This is a genomic window from Luteimonas sp. MC1750, assembly GCF_016615955.1.
Classification (GTDB): Bacteria; Pseudomonadota; Gammaproteobacteria; order Xanthomonadales; family Xanthomonadaceae; genus Luteimonas.
In genome coordinates, this window is record NZ_CP067113.1 from 1,517,852 (window position 1) to 1,537,472 (window position 19,621).

General features: G+C 69.3%; 19 protein-coding genes. 16 read left to right on the forward strand and 3 right to left on the reverse strand.

Annotation, left to right across the window (positions count from 1 at the left end; genetic code table 11):
- The first annotated feature begins 108 nt into the window (after positions 1-108).
- The 10 genes from cmk to JGR68_RS07140 all read left to right on the forward strand — a co-directional run bounded on the left by cmk (position 109) and on the right by JGR68_RS07140 (position 9,707).
- Positions 109-792, forward strand: coding sequence for a (d)CMP kinase (gene cmk / locus JGR68_RS07095; protein WP_199362122.1), 684 nt, complete (start codon positions 109-111; stop codon positions 790-792).
- A 159-nt stretch (positions 793-951) separates the two neighbouring features.
- A complete protein-coding gene (rpsA, locus tag JGR68_RS07100) occupies positions 952-2,640 on the forward strand; it encodes a 30S ribosomal protein S1 (RefSeq protein ID WP_199362121.1) in 1,689 nt (562 codons plus the stop codon).
- A 59-nt stretch (positions 2,641-2,699) separates the two neighbouring features.
- Complete coding sequence (locus tag JGR68_RS07105) at positions 2,700-3,017, forward strand: integration host factor subunit beta (protein WP_255531823.1); 318 nt, start codon at positions 2,700-2,702, stop codon at positions 3,015-3,017.
- A 53-nt stretch (positions 3,018-3,070) separates the two neighbouring features.
- Positions 3,071-3,319: a lipopolysaccharide assembly protein LapA domain-containing protein gene (locus JGR68_RS07110; RefSeq protein WP_199362119.1), complete on the forward strand. Its 249-nt coding sequence runs from the start codon at positions 3,071-3,073 to the stop codon at positions 3,317-3,319.
- Positions 3,319-4,497, forward strand: a complete 1,179-nt coding sequence (gene lapB, locus JGR68_RS07115; protein WP_199362118.1) for a lipopolysaccharide assembly protein LapB — start codon at positions 3,319-3,321, stop codon at positions 4,495-4,497. The genes JGR68_RS07110 and lapB overlap by 1 nt, the downstream gene beginning before the upstream one ends.
- Before the next feature lie 4 nt (positions 4,498-4,501).
- A complete protein-coding gene (locus JGR68_RS07120; RefSeq protein ID WP_199362117.1) occupies positions 4,502-5,554 on the forward strand; it encodes a glycosyl transferase in 1,053 nt (350 codons plus the stop codon).
- On the forward strand, positions 5,551-7,461 hold the full coding sequence (locus JGR68_RS07125; RefSeq protein ID WP_199362116.1) for a nucleoside-diphosphate sugar epimerase/dehydratase: 1,911 nt from the start codon (positions 5,551-5,553) through the stop codon (positions 7,459-7,461). The genes JGR68_RS07120 and JGR68_RS07125 overlap by 4 nt, the downstream gene beginning before the upstream one ends.
- Positions 7,458-8,354 carry a UTP--glucose-1-phosphate uridylyltransferase GalU gene (gene galU / locus JGR68_RS07130; RefSeq protein ID WP_199362115.1) on the forward strand — a complete coding sequence of 299 codons (897 nt, stop codon included), beginning with the start codon at positions 7,458-7,460 and terminating at the stop codon, positions 8,352-8,354. Before JGR68_RS07125 ends, galU begins: the two co-directional genes overlap by 4 nt.
- Positions 8,355-8,560: 206 nt before the next feature.
- Positions 8,561-9,013 (forward strand): hypothetical protein, encoded by a 453-nt coding sequence (locus tag JGR68_RS07135; RefSeq protein ID WP_199391402.1) that lies wholly within the window; start codon positions 8,561-8,563, stop codon positions 9,011-9,013.
- A gap of 94 nt (positions 9,014-9,107) precedes the next feature.
- Positions 9,108-9,707: a hypothetical protein gene (locus JGR68_RS07140; protein WP_199362113.1), complete on the forward strand. Its 600-nt coding sequence runs from the start codon at positions 9,108-9,110 to the stop codon at positions 9,705-9,707.
- Positions 9,708-9,786: 79 nt separating this feature from the next.
- Here JGR68_RS07140 and JGR68_RS07145 read toward each other — a convergent pair whose 3' ends face one another.
- The 3 genes from JGR68_RS07145 to JGR68_RS07155 are packed head-to-tail and all read right to left on the reverse strand — an operon-like array spanning position 9,787 to position 14,037.
- A complete protein-coding gene (locus JGR68_RS07145) occupies positions 9,787-10,992 on the reverse strand; it encodes an acetyl-CoA C-acyltransferase (RefSeq protein WP_199362112.1) in 1,206 nt (401 codons plus the stop codon).
- 25 nt (positions 10,993-11,017) lie between these two features.
- Positions 11,018-13,390 (reverse strand): 3-hydroxyacyl-CoA dehydrogenase/enoyl-CoA hydratase family protein, encoded by a 2,373-nt coding sequence (locus tag JGR68_RS07150; RefSeq protein ID WP_199362111.1) that lies wholly within the window; start codon positions 13,388-13,390, stop codon positions 11,018-11,020.
- A 29-nt stretch (positions 13,391-13,419) separates the two neighbouring features.
- Positions 13,420-14,037 carry a TetR/AcrR family transcriptional regulator gene (locus JGR68_RS07155; RefSeq protein ID WP_199362110.1) on the reverse strand — a complete coding sequence of 206 codons (618 nt, stop codon included), beginning with the start codon at positions 14,035-14,037 and terminating at the stop codon, positions 13,420-13,422.
- A gap of 222 nt (positions 14,038-14,259) precedes the next feature.
- Between JGR68_RS07155 and ndk the strand changes: the two genes are divergently transcribed.
- The 6 genes from ndk (at position 14,260) to bamB (ending at position 19,609) form a co-directional block, all read left to right on the forward strand.
- Positions 14,260-14,685: a nucleoside-diphosphate kinase gene (ndk, locus tag JGR68_RS07160; protein ID WP_199362109.1), complete on the forward strand. Its 426-nt coding sequence runs from the start codon at positions 14,260-14,262 to the stop codon at positions 14,683-14,685.
- 165 nt (positions 14,686-14,850) lie between these two features.
- Positions 14,851-16,005, forward strand: coding sequence for a 23S rRNA (adenine(2503)-C(2))-methyltransferase RlmN (rlmN, locus tag JGR68_RS07165; RefSeq protein ID WP_234446455.1), 1,155 nt, complete (start codon positions 14,851-14,853; stop codon positions 16,003-16,005).
- The gene (locus JGR68_RS07170; RefSeq protein WP_234446456.1) at positions 15,992-16,819 is read left to right on the forward strand and encodes a tetratricopeptide repeat protein; all 828 of its coding nucleotides are present in this window, start codon (positions 15,992-15,994) and stop codon (positions 16,817-16,819) included. The genes rlmN and JGR68_RS07170 overlap by 14 nt, the downstream gene beginning before the upstream one ends.
- Positions 16,816-17,637 carry a RodZ domain-containing protein gene (locus JGR68_RS07175; RefSeq protein ID WP_199362106.1) on the forward strand — a complete coding sequence of 274 codons (822 nt, stop codon included), beginning with the start codon at positions 16,816-16,818 and terminating at the stop codon, positions 17,635-17,637. The genes JGR68_RS07170 and JGR68_RS07175 overlap by 4 nt, the downstream gene beginning before the upstream one ends.
- 131 nt (positions 17,638-17,768) lie before the next feature.
- Complete coding sequence (locus tag JGR68_RS07180; RefSeq protein WP_199362105.1) at positions 17,769-18,413, forward strand: tetratricopeptide repeat protein; 645 nt, start codon at positions 17,769-17,771, stop codon at positions 18,411-18,413.
- 8 nt (positions 18,414-18,421) lie between these two features.
- Positions 18,422-19,609: an outer membrane protein assembly factor BamB gene (gene bamB, locus JGR68_RS07185; protein WP_199362104.1), complete on the forward strand. Its 1,188-nt coding sequence runs from the start codon at positions 18,422-18,424 to the stop codon at positions 19,607-19,609.
- Positions 19,610-19,621: the final 12 nt, after the last annotated feature.

Here is a 19,621-nt window from a genome sequence, read left to right on the forward strand (position 1 = left end):
GGGGCAAACAAGCCGGCAATTCTAGCGGGCCCGGTGGCCCGGGATCAAGTACTTGCAGGGCGCGCCGTGCGGGCCGGTCTAGAATGGCCACCCCCCACGGAGACCATCATGACCCAGCCCGCCATCCCGGTATTGACCATCGACGGCCCCTCCGGCTCCGGCAAGGGCACGATCAGCCGTGCCGTGGCCGCGCGCCTGGGCTGGCACTACCTGGACTCGGGTGCCCTGTACCGGGCGGTCGGGGTGGCCGCCGGATGGGCCGACCTTGACCTGGACGATGCCGGCGCCCTGGTGCGCTGCGCCTTCGACACCGAAATCGGCTTCCGCGACGACCCCCACGGGGAACCCCGGGTGCTGGTCAACGGCCATGACGCGACCGACGAGCTGAGGACGGAGACCGCCGGCGCCGCCGCTTCGGCCATCGCCGCGATCCCGGAGGTCCGGTCGGCGCTCAAGGAGCGCCAGCGCGCCTTCCGCCAGCCCCCCGGACTGGTCGCCGACGGGCGCGACATGGGTACGGTCATCTTCCCCGATGCCGCCTGGAAGGTGTTCCTCACCGCGAGTGCCGAGGAGCGTGCCGAAAGGCGCTATAAGCAGTTGAAGGACAAGGGGGTTTCGGTTACCTTGGACGGTCTGCTGCGGGAGATCCTGGCCCGCGACGCGCGCGATGCCAGCCGCGCGGTGGCACCGTTGCGACCGGCCGAAGACGCCGTGCGCATCGACACCACCGGCCAGGGCATCGATGTCGTGGTCGAACGCGTCCTGGCCCTCGTGCCCGGCCTCGTGGACTGAACCCCGCCGCAGATGGCCCCGCGTGGCAGACGCCGCGCGGATTTTCCGTTTCCAACCAGCACTCACGGCAAGGCGCAATCCCGCGCACGCCGACAACGGGTGGACCGGTCAGGCGCGCTGCGCGCATCCGGTCTGTTTCATCAACAGAGTATTTTTCCAATGACCGAATCATTCGCAGAACTGTTCGAAGCCAGCCAGGCGAACCTCGCCAAGCTGAAGCCCGGCTCGATCGTCACCGGCACCGTGATCCAGGTGCGCACCGACGTCGTCGTCATCAACGCCGGCCTCAAGTCCGAAGGCATCGTGCCGATCGAACAGTTCCGTAACGACGCCGGCGAGATCGACGTCGCCGAGGGCGACATCGTCAAGGTCGCGCTCGATTCCCTCGAGAACGGCTTCGGCGAGACCGTGCTGTCGCGCGAGAAGGCCAAGCGCGCCATGGTGTGGGACGAGCTCGAGGAAGCCCTCGAGAAGAACGAGACCGTCACCGGCAAGATCAGCGGCAAGGTCAAGGGCGGCTTCACCGTCGACATCAAGGACGTCCGCGCGTTCCTGCCCGGTTCGCTGGTCGATGTGCGCCCCGTGCGCGACCCGGTGTACCTGGAAGGCAAGGAACTCGAGTTCAAGCTCATCAAGCTCGACCGCAAGCGCAACAACGTGGTCGTCTCCCGCCGTGCGGTGGTCGAGAGCGAGCATTCGGAAGAGCGCGAGCAGCTGATGGAGAAGCTGGTCGAGGGCGCCGTGCTGAAGGGCGTCGTCAAGAACCTCACCGACTACGGCGCGTTCGTCGACCTCGGCGGCATCGACGGCCTGCTGCACATCACCGACATGGCCTGGAAGCGCGTGCGCCATCCGTCCGAAGTCGTGGAAGTGGGCCAGGAGCTCGACGTCCGCGTGCTCAAGTACGACCGCGAGCGCAACCGCGTCAGCCTGGGCCTCAAGCAGCTGGGCGAGGATCCGTGGGACAACATCGCCCGCCGCTATCCGTCCAACACCCGCGTGTTCGGCAAGGTCTCCAACGTCACCGATTACGGCGCGTTCGTCGAGATCGAGCCGGGCGTCGAGGGCCTGGTGCACGTGTCCGAGATGGACTGGACCAACAAGAACGTCAACCCGGCCAAGGTGGTACAGGTCGGTGACGAGCTCGAGGTCATGGTGCTGGACGTCGACGAGGAGCGTCGCCGCATCTCGCTGGGCATCAAGCAGGTCACGTCCAACCCGTGGGAGACCTTCGCGGCCATCCACAAGAAGGGCGACAAGGTCGAAGGCCAGATCAAGTCGATCACCGACTTCGGCATCTTCATCGGCCTGGACGGCGGCATCGACGGCCTGATCCACCTGTCGGACATGAGCTGGAACACCAGCGGCGAAGACGTGGCCCGCGAGCTCAAGAAGGGCGACACCCTCGAGGCCGTGGTGCTGGCGGTGGACCCGGAGCGCGAGCGCATCAGCCTGGGCGTCAAGCAGCTCGAGCAGGATCCGTTCGGCCAGTTCATGGCCAACCATCCGCGCGGCTCCAAGATCACCGGCACCGTCAAGGAAGTCGACGCCAAGGGCGCCGTGATCGAAGTGGCCGATGGCGTGGAAGGCTACGTCGCCGCCCGCGACATCGCCGACGAGCGCGTCGATGACGCCACGCAGTTCCTGAAGGTGGGCCAGGCCATCGAGGCCAAGTTCACCGGCATGGACCGCAAGGGCCGCACCCTGCAGCTGTCGATCAAGGCGAAGGACGAGGCCGAGGTGGCCGAGACCCTGGCCGAGTACAACCGTGCTTCGGCGGATGCTTCCAGCGGCACCACCAAGCTGGGCGCGCTGCTGCGCGAGCAGCTGGACAGCAAGTCCGAGTAATACCTGAAGTATCCAGCGGCGACCCGGTGCGAGCCGGGTCGCCGTTGGCTTGTTCGAGGGTGGCCAGGGGGCACATGACCAAGTCCGAACTCATCGAGATCCTGTCCCAGCGCCAGGGGCACCTCAAGGCCGACGACGTCGACCTGGCGGTGAAGTCGCTGCTGGAGATGATGGGTGGTGCGCTGGCCAACGGCGAACGCATCGAAGTCCGCGGTTTCGGCAGCTTCTCGCTGCACTACCGTCCGCCCCGTACCGGGCGCAATCCGAAGACCGGCGAGGCCGTGGCCCTGCCCGGCAAGCACGTTCCCCATTTCAAGCCGGGCAAGGAGCTGCGCGAACGCGTCAGCGACGTCATGCCGCTCCCGGTCGACGACTGATGGGCCTCATCCGCGGCTGACTGCGGGCCCGTGGCCGGCTAAGCTAGCCGCCCATGCGTCCGATCCGCATCCTCATCGGCATGCTGTGCCTCGTTGCAGGCGTCGCGGTCGGTGCACTCAATCCCCAGACGGTCGAACTCGACCTCGGCCTTGCCGTGTTCCGGCCGACGCTGGGCCTGGCATTGCTGGGCACGCTGCTCGCAGGCGCACTGGTCGGCGGGCTGGCGACGATGGCCTCCATCGTGCCGTCCCTGCGCAGGCGCAGGCAGGCGCCCACCCCCCACGCACCGGATGCGAACTGATGGCCTTCATCACCGAGTGGTTCTGGTTTTTCCTGCTGTTGCCGATCGCGGCCCTGTCGGGCTGGGTGATCGGCCGCCGTGGCGGCGAGCGGCACAGTGACAGCCAGGTCAGCAAGCTCTCCACCACCTATTTCCGTGGCCTGAACTACCTGCTCAGCGAAGAGCCGGACAAGGCCATCGAACTGTTCCTGCACATCGCCGAGCTCGACAAGGACACCTTCGAGACCCAGATCGCGCTGGGCCACCTGTTCCGTCGGCGCGGCGAGGTCGACCGCGCGATCCGCCTGCACCAGGGACTGGTGCAGCGGCCCGACCTCAACGACCAGCAGAAGGTCCAGGCCCTGCTCGCGCTGGGCGAGGACTACATGCGCTCGGGTCTCCTCGACCGTGCCGAGACGGTGTTCACCGAGCTGGCCGCGCTCGACCAGCGCGCACCGCAGGCGCTCAAGCACCTGATCGGCATCTACCAGGCCGAGCGCGACTGGCCCAAGGCGATCGAGAACGCGACCCGCTACGAGCAGGTCACCGGTGAGCCCATGGGCAAGCTGATCGGCCAGTTCGAATGCGAGCTCGCCGAGCGGCTGCGCGTGGCCGGGGACCGCGAGGGTGCCCGCGCCGCTGTCGCGCGCGCCTATGCCGCGGATTCGAGTTCGGTGCGCGCCGGCATGCTCGAGGGCCGGCTGGAGCTCGACGCCGGCAACGACGCCGCCGCCATCCGCGCCTACGAGCGCGCGGCCCGCCATGACGCCGACTTCCTGCCGGAGATCCTGCCGCCGCTGCGCTCGGCCTACGACCGCGTCGGCGACCTGCCCGGTGCCCGCGCCTTCCTCACCGAGATGAGCGAGCACTACCGGGGCGTGGCGCCGGTGCTCGCGCTCACCCACCTGGTGGAGGCGGAGGAGGGCGTGCCTGCCGCCCGCCGCTTCCTCGCCCAGCAGCTCAAGGACCGGCCTTCCGTGCGCGGCGAAGCGGCCCTGATCGAACTCACCCTGGCCGAAGGCGGCAACGAGGCCGCGACCCTGCACGAGCTTCGCCACATCACCGACCAGCTGCTGGTCCGCAACCCCGCCTACCGCTGCAACCGCTGCGGCTTCGGCGCGCGCAGCCACCACTGGCAGTGCCCGTCCTGCAAGGAGTGGGGCAGCATCAAGCCGCTGCTCAACTACGCCGTGGTCTGAGCGCATGGGCGGCGCGGACTGGAACGGCCTGCTGCCGTGGCTGGCGGTGGTCGCGGCAATCGCCGCGGCTGGCGCCTGGCTGGCGCGCGCCTACGCCCTGCGCCGTGGGCTGATGGACCTTCCGGGTGAACGCCGCAGCCACAGCGTGCCGACGCCACGGGGTGGCGGAATCGGCATCACCCTGGCCTGGATCCTGTCCTGCGGCCTCTTCGGAGTGTCGGGACGGATCCCGATCGCGCTGGCGCTCGCCACCGCCGGGGCCAGTTTCCTGGTGGCGGCGGCCGGCTACGTCGACGACCACCGTCCGCTTTCGCCCTGGTGGCGGCTGGCGGCGCACGTGGGCGCCGGGATCGTGCTCGCGGCGGGCGTGCTCGCCGTCCACGGTGCGCCCTGGCTGGCCCTGGCGGCCATCGCCGCGGTGCCGGTGCTGGTGAACGTGTGGAACTTCATGGACGGGATCGACGGCATCGCCGCCAGCCAGGCCGCGCTGGCCGCGCTCGGGCTGGCGGGGCTGGCCATGCTCTCGCCGCACGCCGGCGGCGGCCTGCCGCCGGCCCTGGCGCCGGCGCTGGTGCTGGCGGCAGCCTGCATCGGATTCCTGCCGTTCAACTTCCCCAGGGCACGCATCTTCCTGGGCGATGTCGGCAGTGGCACGCTGGGCGTCGCGCTGGCCGTGGTCGTGCTGCTGCTGCTCCAGGGAGCCGGGCCGGGTCAGGCAGCGGGAATGCTTGTGCTGGCCGTCCTTCCGTTGTCGGCCTTCCTGATTGACGCGGCTTTGACGCTCGGCGGGCGCATGGTGCGTCGCGAGCAGTGGTGGACGCCCCACGTCAGCCATGCATACCAGCGCCTGGCGGGCCGGGTCGGGTCGCATGTCCCGGTGACGCTGGCCTATGCGGGGTGGACCATCCTCGTGGCCATCGTGGCGGGAGCGGCCTCTGCCGGCGGCTTCGCCGCTAGACTAGCGGTTTGCGCGGGCATCTTGGCCGCCGGAACCCTTGCATGGCGCGCCGCGCGTGGCGCGGGTGCACGAGAGCAGAAGGATAGGCCCAGAGGATGACCAGCCTGAACGACCGCATCCGGACCAGCCTGCCGCGGGCCTCGGTGGTGCTGCACGACGTGTTCATGGTCTGGCTGACCTGGGCTGGCCTGAACCACTTCCGCCAGTCGGCGATGGACCAGGTGTCGTCCACGCCGCTGCTGTCGCCGGAGATGCTGCTGATCCTGATCGTGCAGGGCCTGATCTTCTGGCAAGTCGGCCTGTATCGGGGCGTCTGGCGCTTCGCGAGCATCCCGGACCTGGTGAACATCGTGAAGGCCAGCCTGTTCGGCCTGCTCGCGATCCTGCCCCTGCTGTTCTTCGTGTTCGACCGCGCCGGACAGGTGCCGCGGACGGTGATGCTGGCCTATCCGGTCGTGCTGTCGGCGCTGCTGGGCATGCCGCGGCTGCTGTACCGGGCCTGGAAGGACCACGGCAACGAGCGCACCGACAAGGCGGCGCTGCGCGTGCTGATCCTGGGCGCGGGGCAGGCGGGCGAGGCGCTGGTGCGCGACCTGCGCAGGGTCGGTGCCTACCAGCCGGTCGGATTCCTGGACGACGCGGCCAAGCTGCGCGGCAGCCATGTGCAGGGCCTGCCGGTGCTCGGAAAGATCGAGGACGTGGGCGAGATCGCGCCGGAAACCGCGGCCCGCCTGCTGGTGATCGCGATGCCTTCGCTGGACGCGACCGCCATGCGCCGCGTGGTCGCGGCCTGCGAGCGCACCGGGCTGCCCTTCCGCACCGTGCCCCGCCTCAACGACCTGCTGGAAGGCCGCTCGCTGCCGGGCGAACTCAAGGAGGTCGCGATCGAGGACCTCCTCGGCCGCAAGCCGGTCACGCCGGACTGGAAGGCGATCCGCGGCTGGCTGGGTGGGCGCAGCGTGCTGGTCACCGGCGCCGGCGGCTCGATCGGGGCCGAACTGTGTCGCCAGTGCGCCCGCCACGGCGCGCGCCAGATCATCCTGATCGAGATCGACGAGCTGGCGCTGCTGACCATGCAGAACGAGCTGCGCCGGGACTTCCCGCAGATCGAGTGCCTGCCGGTGCTTGGCGACTGCGGCGATCCGGCGGTGATCCGCCACGCGCTGACGCTCTCACAGCCCGAGGCGGTGTTCCACGCCGCGGCCTACAAGCAGGTGCCCGTCCTCGAGGCGCAGCTGCGCGAGGCGGTGCGCAACAACGTGCTGGCCACCGCGACCGTTGCCCGCGAGGCGCAGGCGGCCGGCGTCGGCACCTTCGTGCTGATCTCGACCGACAAGGCCGTGGATCCGGTCAACGTGCTGGGCGCCAGCAAGCGCCTGGCGGAAATGGTCTGCCAGGCGATGAACGGGCTCGAGGGCACGCGCTTCGTGACCGTGCGCTTCGGCAACGTGCTCGATTCCGCCGGCAGCGTGGTGCCGCTGTTCCGCGCGCAGATCCGCAGCGGCGGGCCGGTCACGGTGACCGATCCGGAGGTCACCCGCTATTTCATGACCATCCCCGAGGCCTGCCAGCTGATCCTGCAGGCCGTGGCGATTGGCGCCCGGCAGGCGGTCTACACGCTGGACATGGGCGAACCGGTGTCGATCCGCCTGCTGGCGGAGCAGATGATCACCCTGGCGGGCAAGCAGCCGGGACGCGACATCGCGATCGTCTATACCGGCCTGCGCCCGGGCGAGAAGCTGCACGAAACCCTGTTCCACGCCGACGAACGCTACCGCCCGACGGCGCACCCGAAGATCCTCCAGGCGGAGGCGCGCGGCGTCTCCAGCGAACGGATCACCGCCGCCATGGCGCGCCTGCGCGACGCGGTGTCGAGCTACGACCTCGAAACCCTGGACCAGGCCCTGCGTGACGCCGTCCCGGAATTCGCGCCGCTGGTGCGCGATGACGAACCCGCAGCCGCCACGGTGGTCGCTTTTCCCGCAAGGAACGCCAGACGCACATGAACAGACGCATCCGCAAGGCGGTCTTCCCGGTCGCCGGACTCGGGACCCGCTTCCTCCCGGCCACCAAGACGGTGCCCAAGGAGATGCTGCCGATCGTCGACCGGCCGCTCATCCAGTACGCCGTGGACGAAGCAGTCGACGCCGGCTGCGACACGATGGTGTTCGTCACCAACCGCTACAAGCACGCGGTCGCCGACTATTTCGACAAGGCCTACGAGCTGGAGCAGAAGCTCGAGGCGGCCGGCAAGGTCGAGCTGCTCGAGGTGATCCGCAACGTGCTGCCGCCCAACGTGCGCGCCGTCTTCGTGACCCAGGCCGAGGCCCTGGGCCTGGGCCATGCGGTGCTCTGCGCGAAGCCGGTCGTGGGCGACGAGCCTTTCGCGGTGATCCTGCCCGACGACCTGATCTGGAACCGCGGCCCCGGTGCGCTGAGCCAGATGGCCGATGTCGCCGAAGCGACCGGTTCAAGCGTGATCGCCACCCAGGCGGTCGCACCTGAACAGGTCTCGAGCTACGGCATTGTCGCGACGGATGAATTCAGCGACCGCCGTGGGCGGATCACCGCGATCGTGGAGAAGCCCAGGCCGGGCGACGCGCCCAGCAACCTCGCCGTGGTCGGGCGCTATGTGCTGTCGCCGCGCATCTTCGCCCTGCTGGAGGCCACGGCTCCCGGCGCCGGTGGCGAGATCCAGCTGACCGACGCGATCTCGGCCCTGCTGGCCGAGGAACCGGTGCTCGCGTACCGCTTCCAGGGCACGCGATTCGACTGCGGGACCCACCTCGGCCTCATCGAGGCGACCATCCGCCATGCACTGGACCACGAGGCGCTCAGCGAGGCGGCACAGGGCTTCATGCGCGACGCGCTGGCTGAACTGGGCGTGGTCGACTCCTGATTGGTGCCATCGGTGGTCCGGGTGACATCCTGCGGAAAGCAGGGGTATATTCCGGAGGTCAGGAATGGGGTGAGAGGCCTCATGATCGCTTGACAGCACACCACCAAGGGAGAGACCGCTTCATGAAGCTTGCAACAACTTTCGCGGGCCTGACGCTCGCCATGGCCGCTGCATACAGCGTGCCCACTGCTGCCCAGGAACTGGAAATGCACTCCAACTCCTCGGCGCCTGCTGCGCGTTGCCAGGCCTCGCTGCCGATGTCGGAACTCGCGATCCGAAAGCGCCCGCTCACGATCCAGAATGACAGCGTCGACACCGGTGCGTGGGTCACCTGCGGCTTCGAGTTCGACTCCGGCTACGCGGCCGGCGGCATGGCGACACTGGTCGATGCCTACTTCACCAACTATTCCAGCACCGCGCAGACGTTGAACTGCTCGGGCGTCACCGGCTACGAAGGCGGCGAAAACGAGTACGTCGGTCTCACCCTCGAGCTGGCCCCCGGCGCCACCGGCGAAGACGCCAACCTGTTCTGGTACGCGGACGACTTCGAGGGCGGTGGCATGAGCACCGGCCTGGTCATGATCAACTGCTACCTGCCGCCGGGCGTGGGCATCAATGACAGCTACGTGTACTGGGTCGAAGAAGTAGCTCCGGTCTGAGTTCCTGTCGAAACGGGTGCCGGGAAACCGGCACCTTTTTTTTGCCCTCTGCGATCGCGCACACTGGGGCTTCGCAAATATCTCGGCTGTGCACATGAATCCAGGCACCAGACTTCCGCTCGTTGTCGCCGCCGTCGTGGTGGTGGCCGTCATCGCCGGCACGTTCATCCTGCGGCGTGGCGAGGCTCCCGGCCCCGCGAACGTCCCGCAGTCGATCGCAGTCGCTGCCGCGGATCCCGTGGCGCAGGCGCCCGCGCCGGCGAACCGGGATGCGCGGCCCGCACGCGCATCGGGCGAATCGCTCGAGCAGCAGGTCGCGACCCAGCTCGACCGTCGCGTCGAGTCACGGGCGCAGCACGCCGCGCGCACGCGTGAACTCAGGGAGCAGTCCGCCGCGCGCTATGCCAGCGAGCAGGTGGATGCGGCCTGGGCACCGCAGAAGGAGAGCCAGCTGACCGGGATCGCGTCCAACGAGGCGTTTGCGCAGGCCGGCGCCAAGCCAACCAGCCTCTCGGTGGACTGCCGCAGCAGCATGTGTCGCGTGGACGGCGCGTTCGAAACGCGGAGCCAGGCCGAGGACTGGGTGATGATGTACATGTCCAGCGTGGGCGGCTCGATGCCGAATTCCATCGTGTCACGCACCCAGGCCGAGGACGGGTCCACGCGCGTCGAGATCTACGGGCGCGCACGCTGAGCGCAGCCATCCCCGCCCGCGCGTTGCACATGTGACCGGATCGAAGGGACGCCAGCGGCGTCCCTTTGATCCGTGTGGATCACAGCGCTTCGAAGATTCCCGCCGCGCCCATGCCGGTGCCGATGCACATGGTCACCATGCCGTACTTCTGCTTCCTGCGGCGCATGCCGTGGACGATCGTGGCCGTGCGCACCGCGCCGGTGGCGCCGAGCGGATGGCCCAGCGCGATGGCGCCGCCGAGCGGGTTGACCTTGTCGGGGTCGAGTTCCGAGTCACGGATCACGGCCAGTGCCTGGGCGGCGAAGGCCTCGTTGAGCTCGATCCAGTCGAGCTGGTCCTTCGTCAGGCCGGCCTGCCTGAGCGCCTTCGGGATGGCTGCGATCGGCCCGATGCCCATCACCTCCGGGCGCACGCCGGCAACGGAGTACGACACGAAGCGGGCGAGCGGCGTCAGGCCGTAATCCCTGATCGCCTGCTCGGACGCCACCAGCACGGCGCCGGCGCCATCGCTCATCTGCGACGAGTTGCCCGCGGTCACGGTTCCACCGAACTGGCCGTTGCGGAACACCGGGCGCAGCTTGGCCAGGCCTTCGATCGAGGTGTCTGCACGCGGGCCTTCGTCCTGCTCGACCAGCAGCTTCTTCAGGCGCACGGCGTTGCCGCCCAGGTCCGGCTGGCGTGAGACGACCTCCAGCGCGGAGATCTCATCGCGGAACTCGCCGGCCTTCTGCGCGGCCAGCGCCTTCTGGTGCGAGGCGAGGGCAAAGGCGTCCTGGTCCTCGCGCGAGACCTTCCACTCCTCGGCCACCTTCTCGGCGGTGATGCCCATGCCGTAGGCGATGGCGACGTGGTCGTCGCGGAACACGGCCGGCGACAGCGCGACCTTGTTGCCCATCATCGGCACCATGCTCATGCTCTCGGTGCCGCCGGCCAGCACCAGGTCGGCGTTGCCGAGGCGGATCTGGTCGGCGGCGAGCGCCACGGCCTGCAGGCCGGACGAGCAGAAGCGGTTGATGGTCTGCGCGGCCACCGTGTCGGGCAGGCCGGCCAGCAGCACGCCAATGCGTGCCACGTTCATGCCCTGCTCGCCCTCGGGCATCGCGCAGCCGATGATGGCGTCGTCGATGCGGTTGACGTCGATGCCCGGCGCCTGCGCGACCACGGCCTTCAGCACGTGGGCGAGCATGTCATCGGGTCGGGTGTTGCGGAACACGCCCTTGGGCGCCTTGCCCACCGGGGTGCGGGTGGCGGCGACGATGTAGGCGTCCTGGATCTGCTTGCTCATTGTCTTGTCCTCTTCGTCGGTCGCGTCAGTTGCGCAGCGGCTTGCCGGTCTTGAGCATGTGCGCGATGCGCGCCTGGGTCTTCTCCTGCTGCGCGAGCTCGACGAAGTGCTGGCGCTCGAGCCGCAGCAGCCAGTCCTCGTCGACCACGGCGTTGCGGTCCACGTCGCCGCCGCTGACGATGGTCGCGATGCGGGTGGCGATCTCGTAGTCGTACTCGCTGATGAAGCGGCCCTCGAGCATGTTCTCCAGCAGCATGCGGAAGGTGGCGACGCCGACGTCGCCGGCCACGCGGATGCGCCGCGCGGGCAGGGGCGGGCGGTAGCCGGTCTCGGCCAGGCCACGCGCTTCCTGCCTGGCGATGTGCAGCAGTTCATGGGCGTTGAACACGACCTTGTCCTGCGCGCGCATCAGGCCGAGTTCCTTCGCCTCGACCGCGGAGGTCGAGACCTTGGCCATGGCGACGGCCTCGAACACCGCCTTGAGTTCGGCGAAGACGTCCCCGTTCGGGCCCGCGGCGTCGGAGGCGCGCACCGCGAACTCCTTCAGGCCACCGCCGGCCGGCAGCAGGCCCACGCCGGCCTCGACCAGGCCGATGTAGCTCTCGAGGTGCGCGACGGTCCGCGCCGAGTGCATCTGGAACTCGCAGCCGCCGCCCAGCGCCAGGCCGCGCACCGCGGCCACCACCGGCACCAGCGAATACTTGATGCGCTGGCTGGTGGCCTGGAAGTTGGCGACCATCGCCTCGAAGGCATCGACCTTGCCGGCCTGCAGCAGGCCCAGCGCGCCGGCCAGATCGGCACCCGCGGAGAAGGGCTCCTTCGGCTGCCAGATCACCAGGCCGGCGAAGTCGCGCTCGGCGCGCGCCACGGCTTCCTGCAGGCCGTCGAGCACCTGGTCGGAAACGGTATGCAGCTTGGTCTTGAACGAGGCCACGGCGATGTCGTCTCCGTCGGTCCACAGGCGGATGCCATCGTTCTCGAACACCGTCTCGCCCTGGGCGAAGGACTCGCCCAGCAGCGGGTCGGGGAAGCGCTGGCGCCGGTAGACGGGCAGGCCGGAGCGGGGCAGGCGGGCGTTCTTCCCGGGGCTGTAGCTGCCCTCGGCGGAATGCACGCCGTCGCGCCCGTCGAACACCCAGTCGGGAAGCGGCGCGTCGCTCATGGCCTTGCCCGCGACGATGTCATCGGCGATCCACTGCGCCACCTGCTTCCAGCCGGCGGCCTGCCAGGTCTCGAACGGCCCCAGCGACCAGCCGTAGCCCCAGCGGATCGCAAGGTCGACGTCACGCGCGGTCTCGGCGATGTCGGCGAGGTGGTAGGCCGAGTAATGGAAGAGGTCGCGGAACACGGCCCACAGGAACTTCGCCTGCGGGTGCTCGCTGGCGCGCAGGGCGGCGAACTTCGCGACCGGGTCCTTCGTCTTCAGGATCTCGACGACTTCCGGCGCGGCAGCGCGGTCGGCTGCCCGATAGTCCTGCTTCTCCAGGTCCAGGACCATGATGTCCTTGCCGACCTTGCGGAAGATGCCGGCGCCGGCCTTCTGGCCCAGCGCACCCTTCTCGACCAGCGCGGCCAACCACTTCGGCGACTTGAAGTACTTGTGCCACGGATCGTCAGGCAGGGTGTCGGCCATCGTCTTGATGACGTGCCCCATGGTGTCCAGGCCGACGACATCGGAGGTGCGGTAGGTCGCCGACTTCGGCCGCCCGACCAGCGGACCGGTCAGGGCGTCGACCTCGTCGAAGCCCAGGCCGCAGTCCTGGGTGTGGTGGATGGTCGCCAGGATCGAGAACACGCCGATTCGGTTGCCGATGAAGTTCGGGGTGTCGCGCGCGTAGACCACGCCCTTGCCGAGCGTGCTGGTCAGGAAGGTCTCCAGCCCCTGCAGCACCGACTTGTCGGTCGTGCGCGCCGGGATCAGTTCGGCCAGGTGCATGTAGCGCGGCGGATTGAAGAAGTGCACGCCACAGAAGCGCGGGCGCAGCTTCTCCGGCAGCGCCTCGGCCAGCTTGTTGATGCCGAGCCCGGAGGTGTTGCTGGCGAGGACGGCGTGGTCGGCGACGAAGGGCGCGATCTTCTCGTACAGGTCCTTCTTCCAGTCCATGCGCTCGGCGATGGCCTCGATGATCAGGTCGCAGTCCTTCAGTCGCTTCAGGCCGAGCTCGTAGTTGGCGGGAATGATCGCCGCGGCCAGGGATTTCGACGCCAGCGGCGCCGGGCTCAGCTTGCCCAGGCTGGCGATGGCGCGGTTGACGATGCCATTGGGGTCGCCCTCTTTGGCGGGCAGGTCGAACAGGACCGTCTCGACGCCGGCGTTGGTGAGGTGCGCCGCGATCTGGGCGCCCATCACGCCCGCACCGAGGACCGCGGCGCGGCGCACAAGCAGTTTCTCAGGCATATCGTGCAACTCCTTGATTGGAATGGTGGTTAGCTTCTGATGCCGGCAGCGGCGAAGCGGATCAGCTCGTCCGCGGCACGCTTGCGGTGGGCCGCCTCGCTGACGCCCGCCGGCCGCTTGATCAGCCCGAAATCGGACATGGCGTAGGTCAGGGCACCCGACAGGAAGTCCAGCCGCCAGTAGAGCTGTTCCTTGTCCAGGTGCGGAACCGCCTGGGCGATGGCCCGGGCGAATTCGCGCGGCACATGGCCGTACTGCTCGGACAGGAACTGGCGCAGGCCGTCGTTCTTCTCGGCGTAGGCGCGGGCGACCACGCGGATGAACGCCGCCCCTCCCTGGCGGTCGCGGGCAACGGCCAGGGCCGGCTCGACGAAGGCCGCGAGGATCGCCTCGAGTTCCGGCGGCTGGCTCTTGCAGGCCTGCTCCAGCTGGCCCAGGCGCTGCCGGCTCATGTCGTCCATGCGCCGACGGAAGACCTCGTTGATGAGGTTTTCCTTGCTGCCGAAGTGGTAGTTGACCGCCGCGATGTTCACGTCGGCGCGGCTGGTGACCTGGCGGAGCGACGTGCCCAGGAAGCCGTGCAGGGCGAACAGCTCCTCGGCGGCGCCGAGGATCCGGTCCTTGGTCGAAAACTGGGTGCTTGCCATGGGGCGGGACGGCCTGCCTGAATCAAACGCTTGTTTGGATACTAGGCGTGGGCGGGGCGGACGGTCAACCCGAAAAAAGTTCGGCGCGCCGCGTGCAGGCGGCGCATGCGATCCGGTAGAATCACTCCAGCCTTGTCGGCTAAACCCGCGCCCCGGCGTGGGTTTTTCCATGTTACCGTGTGCCTGCCTGGAAGGCCGGCACCTCATCCCGGAGACCTCCCCATGGCGCTCGAGCGCACCCTGTCCATCATCAAGCCCGATGCCGTCGCCAAGAACGTCGTCGGTGAAATCTACTCCCGCTTCGAGAAGGCCGGCCTGAAGGTCGCCGCCGCGAAGATGAAGCAGCTCTCGCGCGCCGAGGCCGAAGGCTTCTACGCCGTGCACCGCGAGCGTCCGTTCTTCAACGCCCTGGTGGAGTTCATGATCAGCGGCCCGGTGATGATCCAGGTCCTGGAAGGCGAAGGCGCCGTCCTCAAGAACCGTGAACTGATGGGTGCGACCAACCCGAAGGACGCCGAGGCCGGCACGATCCGCGCCGACTTCGCCGACTCGATCGATGCCAACGCCGTGCACGGCTCCGACGCCGCCGAGACCGCCGCCGTCGAGATCGCGTACTTCTTCCCGTCGACGGACGTCTACGCCCGTTGATTTTCCTGCCACGGATTTGCGCGGACAGACGCGGATAAGGCAAGAAAAGGAAGCAGGTGGGATGGCTTTGTGGTTCCCAACTGCTTCCTGCTCTATCCGCGTAAATATGCTCTTTGATCCGTGTGATCCGTGGCAAATGCTGTTGATCCTGACCCCAGAAGGCCCGTGACCGAAGCCACCACCAAGCAGAATCTCCTGGACCTCGACCGCACGGGGCTGGAGGACTTTTTCGCCGACGTGCTCGGCGAGAAGCGCTTCCGCGCGCACCAGGTGATGAAGTGGATCCACCATCGCCACGTCACCGATTTCGACGAGATGACCGACCTCGGCAAGGCGCTGCGCGCCAAGCTGCAGGAGCGGGCCGAGGTCGTCGTGCCCCATGTGCACTTCGACAAGGAGTCCGAGGACGGCACCCACAAGTGGCTGCTGGGCATGGATGGCAAGAACGCCATCGAGACGGTCTACATCCCCGACAAGGGGCGCGGCACGCTGTGCGTCTCGTCGCAGGTGGGCTGCGCGCTCAACTGCACCTTCTGCTCCACCGCGACCCAGGGCTTCAACCGCAACCTGTCGACCGCCGAGATCATCGGCCAGGTCTGGGTGGCGGCGAAGCACCTCGGCAACATTCCCCACAAGCAGCGCCGCCTCACCAACGTGGTGATGATGGGCATGGGCGAGCCGCTGGCGAACTTCGACAACGTCGTGCGCGCCATGAGCGTGATGCGCGACGACCTGGGCTATGGCCTGGCCAACAAGCGCGTGACCCTTTCGACCGCCGGCATGGTGCCGATGATCGACCGCCTGGCCGAAGAGAGCGACGTGTCGCTGGCGGTGTCGCTGCATGCGCCCAACGATGCGCTGCGCACCACGCTGGTGCCGCTCAACAAGAAGTACCCGATCGCCCAGCTGATGGAGGCCTGCGTGCGCTATGCGCTGCGCAAGAAGGGCGAGTCGGTCACCTTTGAGTACACCCTGATGAAGGGCGTCAACGACCAGCCGGAGCATGCGCTCGAACTGGTCCAGCTGCTGCGCGCGTTCGACCGCGCGGTGCAGATGAAGGACGCCGCCAAGATCAACCTGATCCCGTTCAACCCGTTCCCGGGCACGCGTTACGAGCGCCCGGACGACGCATCGATCCGCACGTTCCAGAAGCTGCTCAACAGCGCCGGGATGATCGCGCCGGTGCGTCGCACGCGCGGGGACGACATCGATGCCGCCTGCGGCCAGCTCAAGGGCCAGGTCGCCGACCGCACCCGCCGCCAGGCCGAGTTCCGCCGCAGCCTCGATGCGAGCGGGGAGGGCGTCCATGTCCGTCGCTAGGCTGGTCGCGTGCCTGCTGGCCGCGTCCGTGCTGCTGCCCGCCACGGGTTGCTCGCGATTGAGCTTCATCAAACCGAGCGCCGAGCGCGGCAAGTCCGAACAGGTGGCGCCGTCCTACGACGTGAGCGGCAAGGGCGCTAGCGCGCGCTCCGGCGAAAACCCGCGCGCCCACCTGCTGCGCGGCGAGCAGGCGCTGCGCGAGGGCCGGGCCGCCGACGCCGAAGCCGAAGCGCGCAAGGCGCTGCGGATCGATGGCCGGAGCGAGCTCGCCTACACCCTGCTGGCGCTGTCCCTGGACCGCCAGGGCCGCACGGCCGACGCCGGTGAGCACTACGCCCGCGCCGCCGAACTGGCGCCGACGTCGGGTGCCGCATTGAACAACTACGGCAGCTGGCTCTGCCTCAACGGACGGGCAACCGAAGCGATGGGCTGGTTCGACCGCGCGCTGGCCGACCGTAGCTATGCCAGCCCCGCGTCCGCGCTCGCCAATGCGGGCGCCTGCGCGGTCGAGGGCGGCCAGCCGGGTCGGGCCGAACGCGACCTGCGCGCGGCGCTCGGCCTCGATCCGGTGAATGCCGTTGCGCTCGAGGCGCTCTCGCGGCATCTTTATGCACAGGGGGAGTACTTCGAGGCGCGCGCGTTCTCTCAGCGCCGCCTCGATGCGGGGCCGGCCTCGCCGGCCGCGATACGAATTGCGTCACAGATCGAGGAAAAGCTCGGCGACAAGGCTGCCGCCGCTCGTTATGTTCAGCGTCTGCGGACGGAATTTCCGCACGCGCCAGCAAGGCTGCCCGGGGACAGCACTTCACGATGATGCCGTCAGACCACACCACGACCGACGCCAATCATGGCTGCGGCACGCGTCTCCGTGCGGCCCGTGAGGCCGCGGGCCTTTCCATCCAGGACGTCGCCAGCCGGCTGAAGATGCCGGTGCGCGTGGTCGAATCGCTCGAGGCGGAGGACTGGAGCCGGCTCGGCGCGCCGGTCTTCATCCGCGGACAGCTGCGCAGCTACGGGCGCCTGCTGGGACTCGCCACGGCGATGGTCCACGAGGCCTCCGGCGTCGCGCCGGTGCGCCCGGTGGAACTCACGCCGCGCACCTATGTACCGCGCATGCGCATCGTGGCCGAGCAGGCCGCCAGGCGCCTGGTCTACGTGGTGATCACCGCGGCGATCGCGCTGCCGGTGTGGCTGGCGACCCAGCCGCACCTGGCGCCGCAGGACACCGTCTCCGGCTCGCTCGACGTCCCGGTCGGGATCCAGGGCGCGCCGGAAGCCGCCCGCGGCCCGACCGCGCTGGTGGCCTCGATGGCGCCGGTCAGCCAGCGCCAGCCGGCGCAGCCGCTGCCGGCACACACCGCAGCAGCGCCGGCGCTGGAACTCCAGCTGTCGGCCGACAGCTGGGTCGAAGTGATGACCCCCGATGGCCGGGTGCTCGAACAGAGCCTGCTGCCTGCGGGCGAGATCCGCGGCTTCGCCGCGGGCGAGGTGGGTGCGGTCGTGCTCGGCAATGCCGGCGCCGTCGACGTGCGCACCCATGGCGTCGAGCAGGACCTGGCGCCCTACCTGCGGGCGAACGTCGCCCGGTTTACGGTATCCTCTGACGGTTCGCTCGCGCCCGCCGGCCACTGAGCCCGGCGCAGCGGCTGCGATGGCCCCTCACGGGGCCCCGCGCGTGAAACCGGCGGCCCGCTCGCGGGCCGTTCCCTTTCCGGTGTCCGCCCGCCACCCGGCGGCGCGGCGCCCAGCATGATCGGAAGAACATGGCAGTAGACGAGTTGCTCGACGAGCACGAACAGGGCGAACGCGTACGCCAGTGGATCCGTGAGAACGCCCTCGGGGTCGTCGGGGGCATCGCCGTCGCGCTGGTCCTCGTCTACGGCTGGGGCAGGTGGCAGGACCATCTGCAGGGCAAGCGCATCGAGACCGGCGCGGCCTATGCCACCTTCAACGAGCGCGTGGCCGCGGGTGACCTGGAAGAGGCGCGCGCGCTGGCCGGTTCGGCCGGGCTCGAGGAGGGCGTCTACGCCAGCCTCGTGCCGCTGGACCTCGCGGCCGCCCAGGTCGGTGCCGGCGACACTGAAGCGGCAATCGCGACCCTGTCCGACGCCCGCGAAGCCGACCCCGCGCTCGGTCCGGTGATCGCGCGCCGCCTGGCCGTGCTGCTGGTCGATGCGGGCCGCACCGACGAGGCCCTGGCGGCGCTTGGCGACGCACGTGATGCCGGCAGCCTCGAGATCCGGGGCGACGCGGAACGCGCCGCGGGTCGCCTGGAGCAGGCACGCGAGGCGTATACGGCCGCGCTCGCGGCGCTCGACGAAGCCGCGCCGCAGCGCGGCCTGCTGCAGATCAAGCTGATCGATGCCGGCGGCACGCCTGCCGGCGACGACGGGGAGCAAGCCCGATGACCGCACACATGTCCGAATCCCGCCGTCCCGCCCAGATCGCCTTGCGCGCCGTGGTGGTGCTCGCCTGCCTGGCCGCGCTGACCGGCTGCGGCACCGTGCGCGGATGGTTCTCCGGCAAGGACAAGGTCGACACCGGCCCGGCCAAGCTGGTCGAGTTCCAGGCCTCGGCCACGCCTCAGCGCCTGTGGACCGCCAGCGCCGGCAAGGGCGACGGCAGCACCGGCGTGCGCCAGGGTCCGTTCATCGCCGACGGCGTGGTCTACGCCGCGTCGGTCGAAGGCGGCGTGCGCGCGTTCGACCTGCAGAGCGGTCGCAGCCTCTGGCGCCACGAGTCGGACCTGCGCCTGGCGGGCGGCCCTGGCGCCGGCGACGGCCTGGTCGTGGCCGGCTCGCTGGACGGCGAAGTGGTGGCCCTGGACGCCGCCACCGGCGCCCCGCGCTGGACCGCGAACGTGCCCAACGAGGTCATCGCGCGCCCTGCGGTCGGCCAGGGCCTGGTGGTGGTGCGCTCTAACGACGGCCGCGTCACCGCGTTCGACGCGGCCTCGGGCGCGCGCCGCTGGTTCTGGACCGAGGAACTTCCCACCCTGACCGTGCGCGGCAATGCCGCGGTCACGCTCGCCCCGGGCTACGCCTTCGTCGGCACCGACGAGGGTGACCTGGTGGCGCTGTCGCTTGCCGACGGTCGCCTGCTCTGGGAACAGCCGGTCGCCCTGCCGGAAGGCCGCACCGAGCTCGAGCGCATGGCGGACATCGACGGCGCGCCGGTGGTCGACGGCCCGGCGGTCATCGCCAGCAGCTACCGGAACCGCACGATGGCCTTCGAAGGTCCGTCCGGCCGGCCGCTCTGGGCCGCCGAGAGTGGCGGTGCAGGCAGCGTCGGCGTGGCCGACGACCGCGTCGTGGTCAGCGATGCCGCCGGCACCGTGTGGGCGATCGACAAGTACGTCGGCACGTCCTACTGGCAGCAGCCGGCTCTGGCGCGCCGCATCCTGAGCCCGGCGGTGGTGCAGGGCGCCTATGCCGTGGTCGGCGACCTCGATGGCTACCTGCACTGGATGCGCCTGCTCGATGGCGAGTTCGCCGCGCGCACGCGCGCCGGGCGCTCGGCGATCGCTGGGCATCCGGTGGTGGCCGACGGCGTGCTGGTGGTCCAGAACGTCGACGGCGACCTCAGCGCCTGGCGCATCGACTGAGTTCCAGGGCAC

Bases quoted from the DNA above. Each gene is read 5' to 3' on its own strand.
- cmk (WP_199362122.1), top strand. From the start codon at position 109: ATGACCCAGCCCGCCATCCCGGTATTGACCATCGACGGCCCCTCCGGC.
- rpsA (WP_199362121.1), top strand. From the start codon at position 952: ATGACCGAATCATTCGCAGAACTGTTCGAAGCCAGCCAGGCGAACCTC.
- JGR68_RS07110 (WP_199362119.1), top strand. From the start codon at position 3,071: ATGCGTCCGATCCGCATCCTCATCGGCATGCTGTGCCTCGTTGCAGGC.
- lapB (WP_199362118.1), top strand. From the start codon at position 3,319: ATGGCCTTCATCACCGAGTGGTTCTGGTTTTTCCTGCTGTTGCCGATC.
- JGR68_RS07120 (WP_199362117.1), top strand. From the start codon at position 4,502: ATGGGCGGCGCGGACTGGAACGGCCTGCTGCCGTGGCTGGCGGTGGTC.
- JGR68_RS07125 (WP_199362116.1), top strand. From the start codon at position 5,551: ATGACCAGCCTGAACGACCGCATCCGGACCAGCCTGCCGCGGGCCTCG.
- galU (WP_199362115.1), top strand. From the start codon at position 7,458: ATGAACAGACGCATCCGCAAGGCGGTCTTCCCGGTCGCCGGACTCGGG.
- JGR68_RS07135 (WP_199391402.1), top strand. From the start codon at position 8,561: ATGCACTCCAACTCCTCGGCGCCTGCTGCGCGTTGCCAGGCCTCGCTG.
- JGR68_RS07140 (WP_199362113.1), top strand. From the start codon at position 9,108: ATGAATCCAGGCACCAGACTTCCGCTCGTTGTCGCCGCCGTCGTGGTG.
- JGR68_RS07145 (WP_199362112.1), bottom strand. From the start codon at position 10,992: ATGAGCAAGCAGATCCAGGACGCCTACATCGTCGCCGCCACCCGCACC.
- JGR68_RS07150 (WP_199362111.1), bottom strand. From the start codon at position 13,390: ATGCCTGAGAAACTGCTTGTGCGCCGCGCCGCGGTCCTCGGTGCGGGC.
- JGR68_RS07155 (WP_199362110.1), bottom strand. From the start codon at position 14,037: ATGGCAAGCACCCAGTTTTCGACCAAGGACCGGATCCTCGGCGCCGCC.
- ndk (WP_199362109.1), top strand. From the start codon at position 14,260: ATGGCGCTCGAGCGCACCCTGTCCATCATCAAGCCCGATGCCGTCGCC.
- JGR68_RS07170 (WP_234446456.1), top strand. From the start codon at position 15,992: ATGTCCGTCGCTAGGCTGGTCGCGTGCCTGCTGGCCGCGTCCGTGCTG.
- JGR68_RS07175 (WP_199362106.1), top strand. From the start codon at position 16,816: ATGATGCCGTCAGACCACACCACGACCGACGCCAATCATGGCTGCGGC.
- JGR68_RS07180 (WP_199362105.1), top strand. From the start codon at position 17,769: ATGGCAGTAGACGAGTTGCTCGACGAGCACGAACAGGGCGAACGCGTA.
- bamB (WP_199362104.1), top strand. From the start codon at position 18,422: ATGTCCGAATCCCGCCGTCCCGCCCAGATCGCCTTGCGCGCCGTGGTG.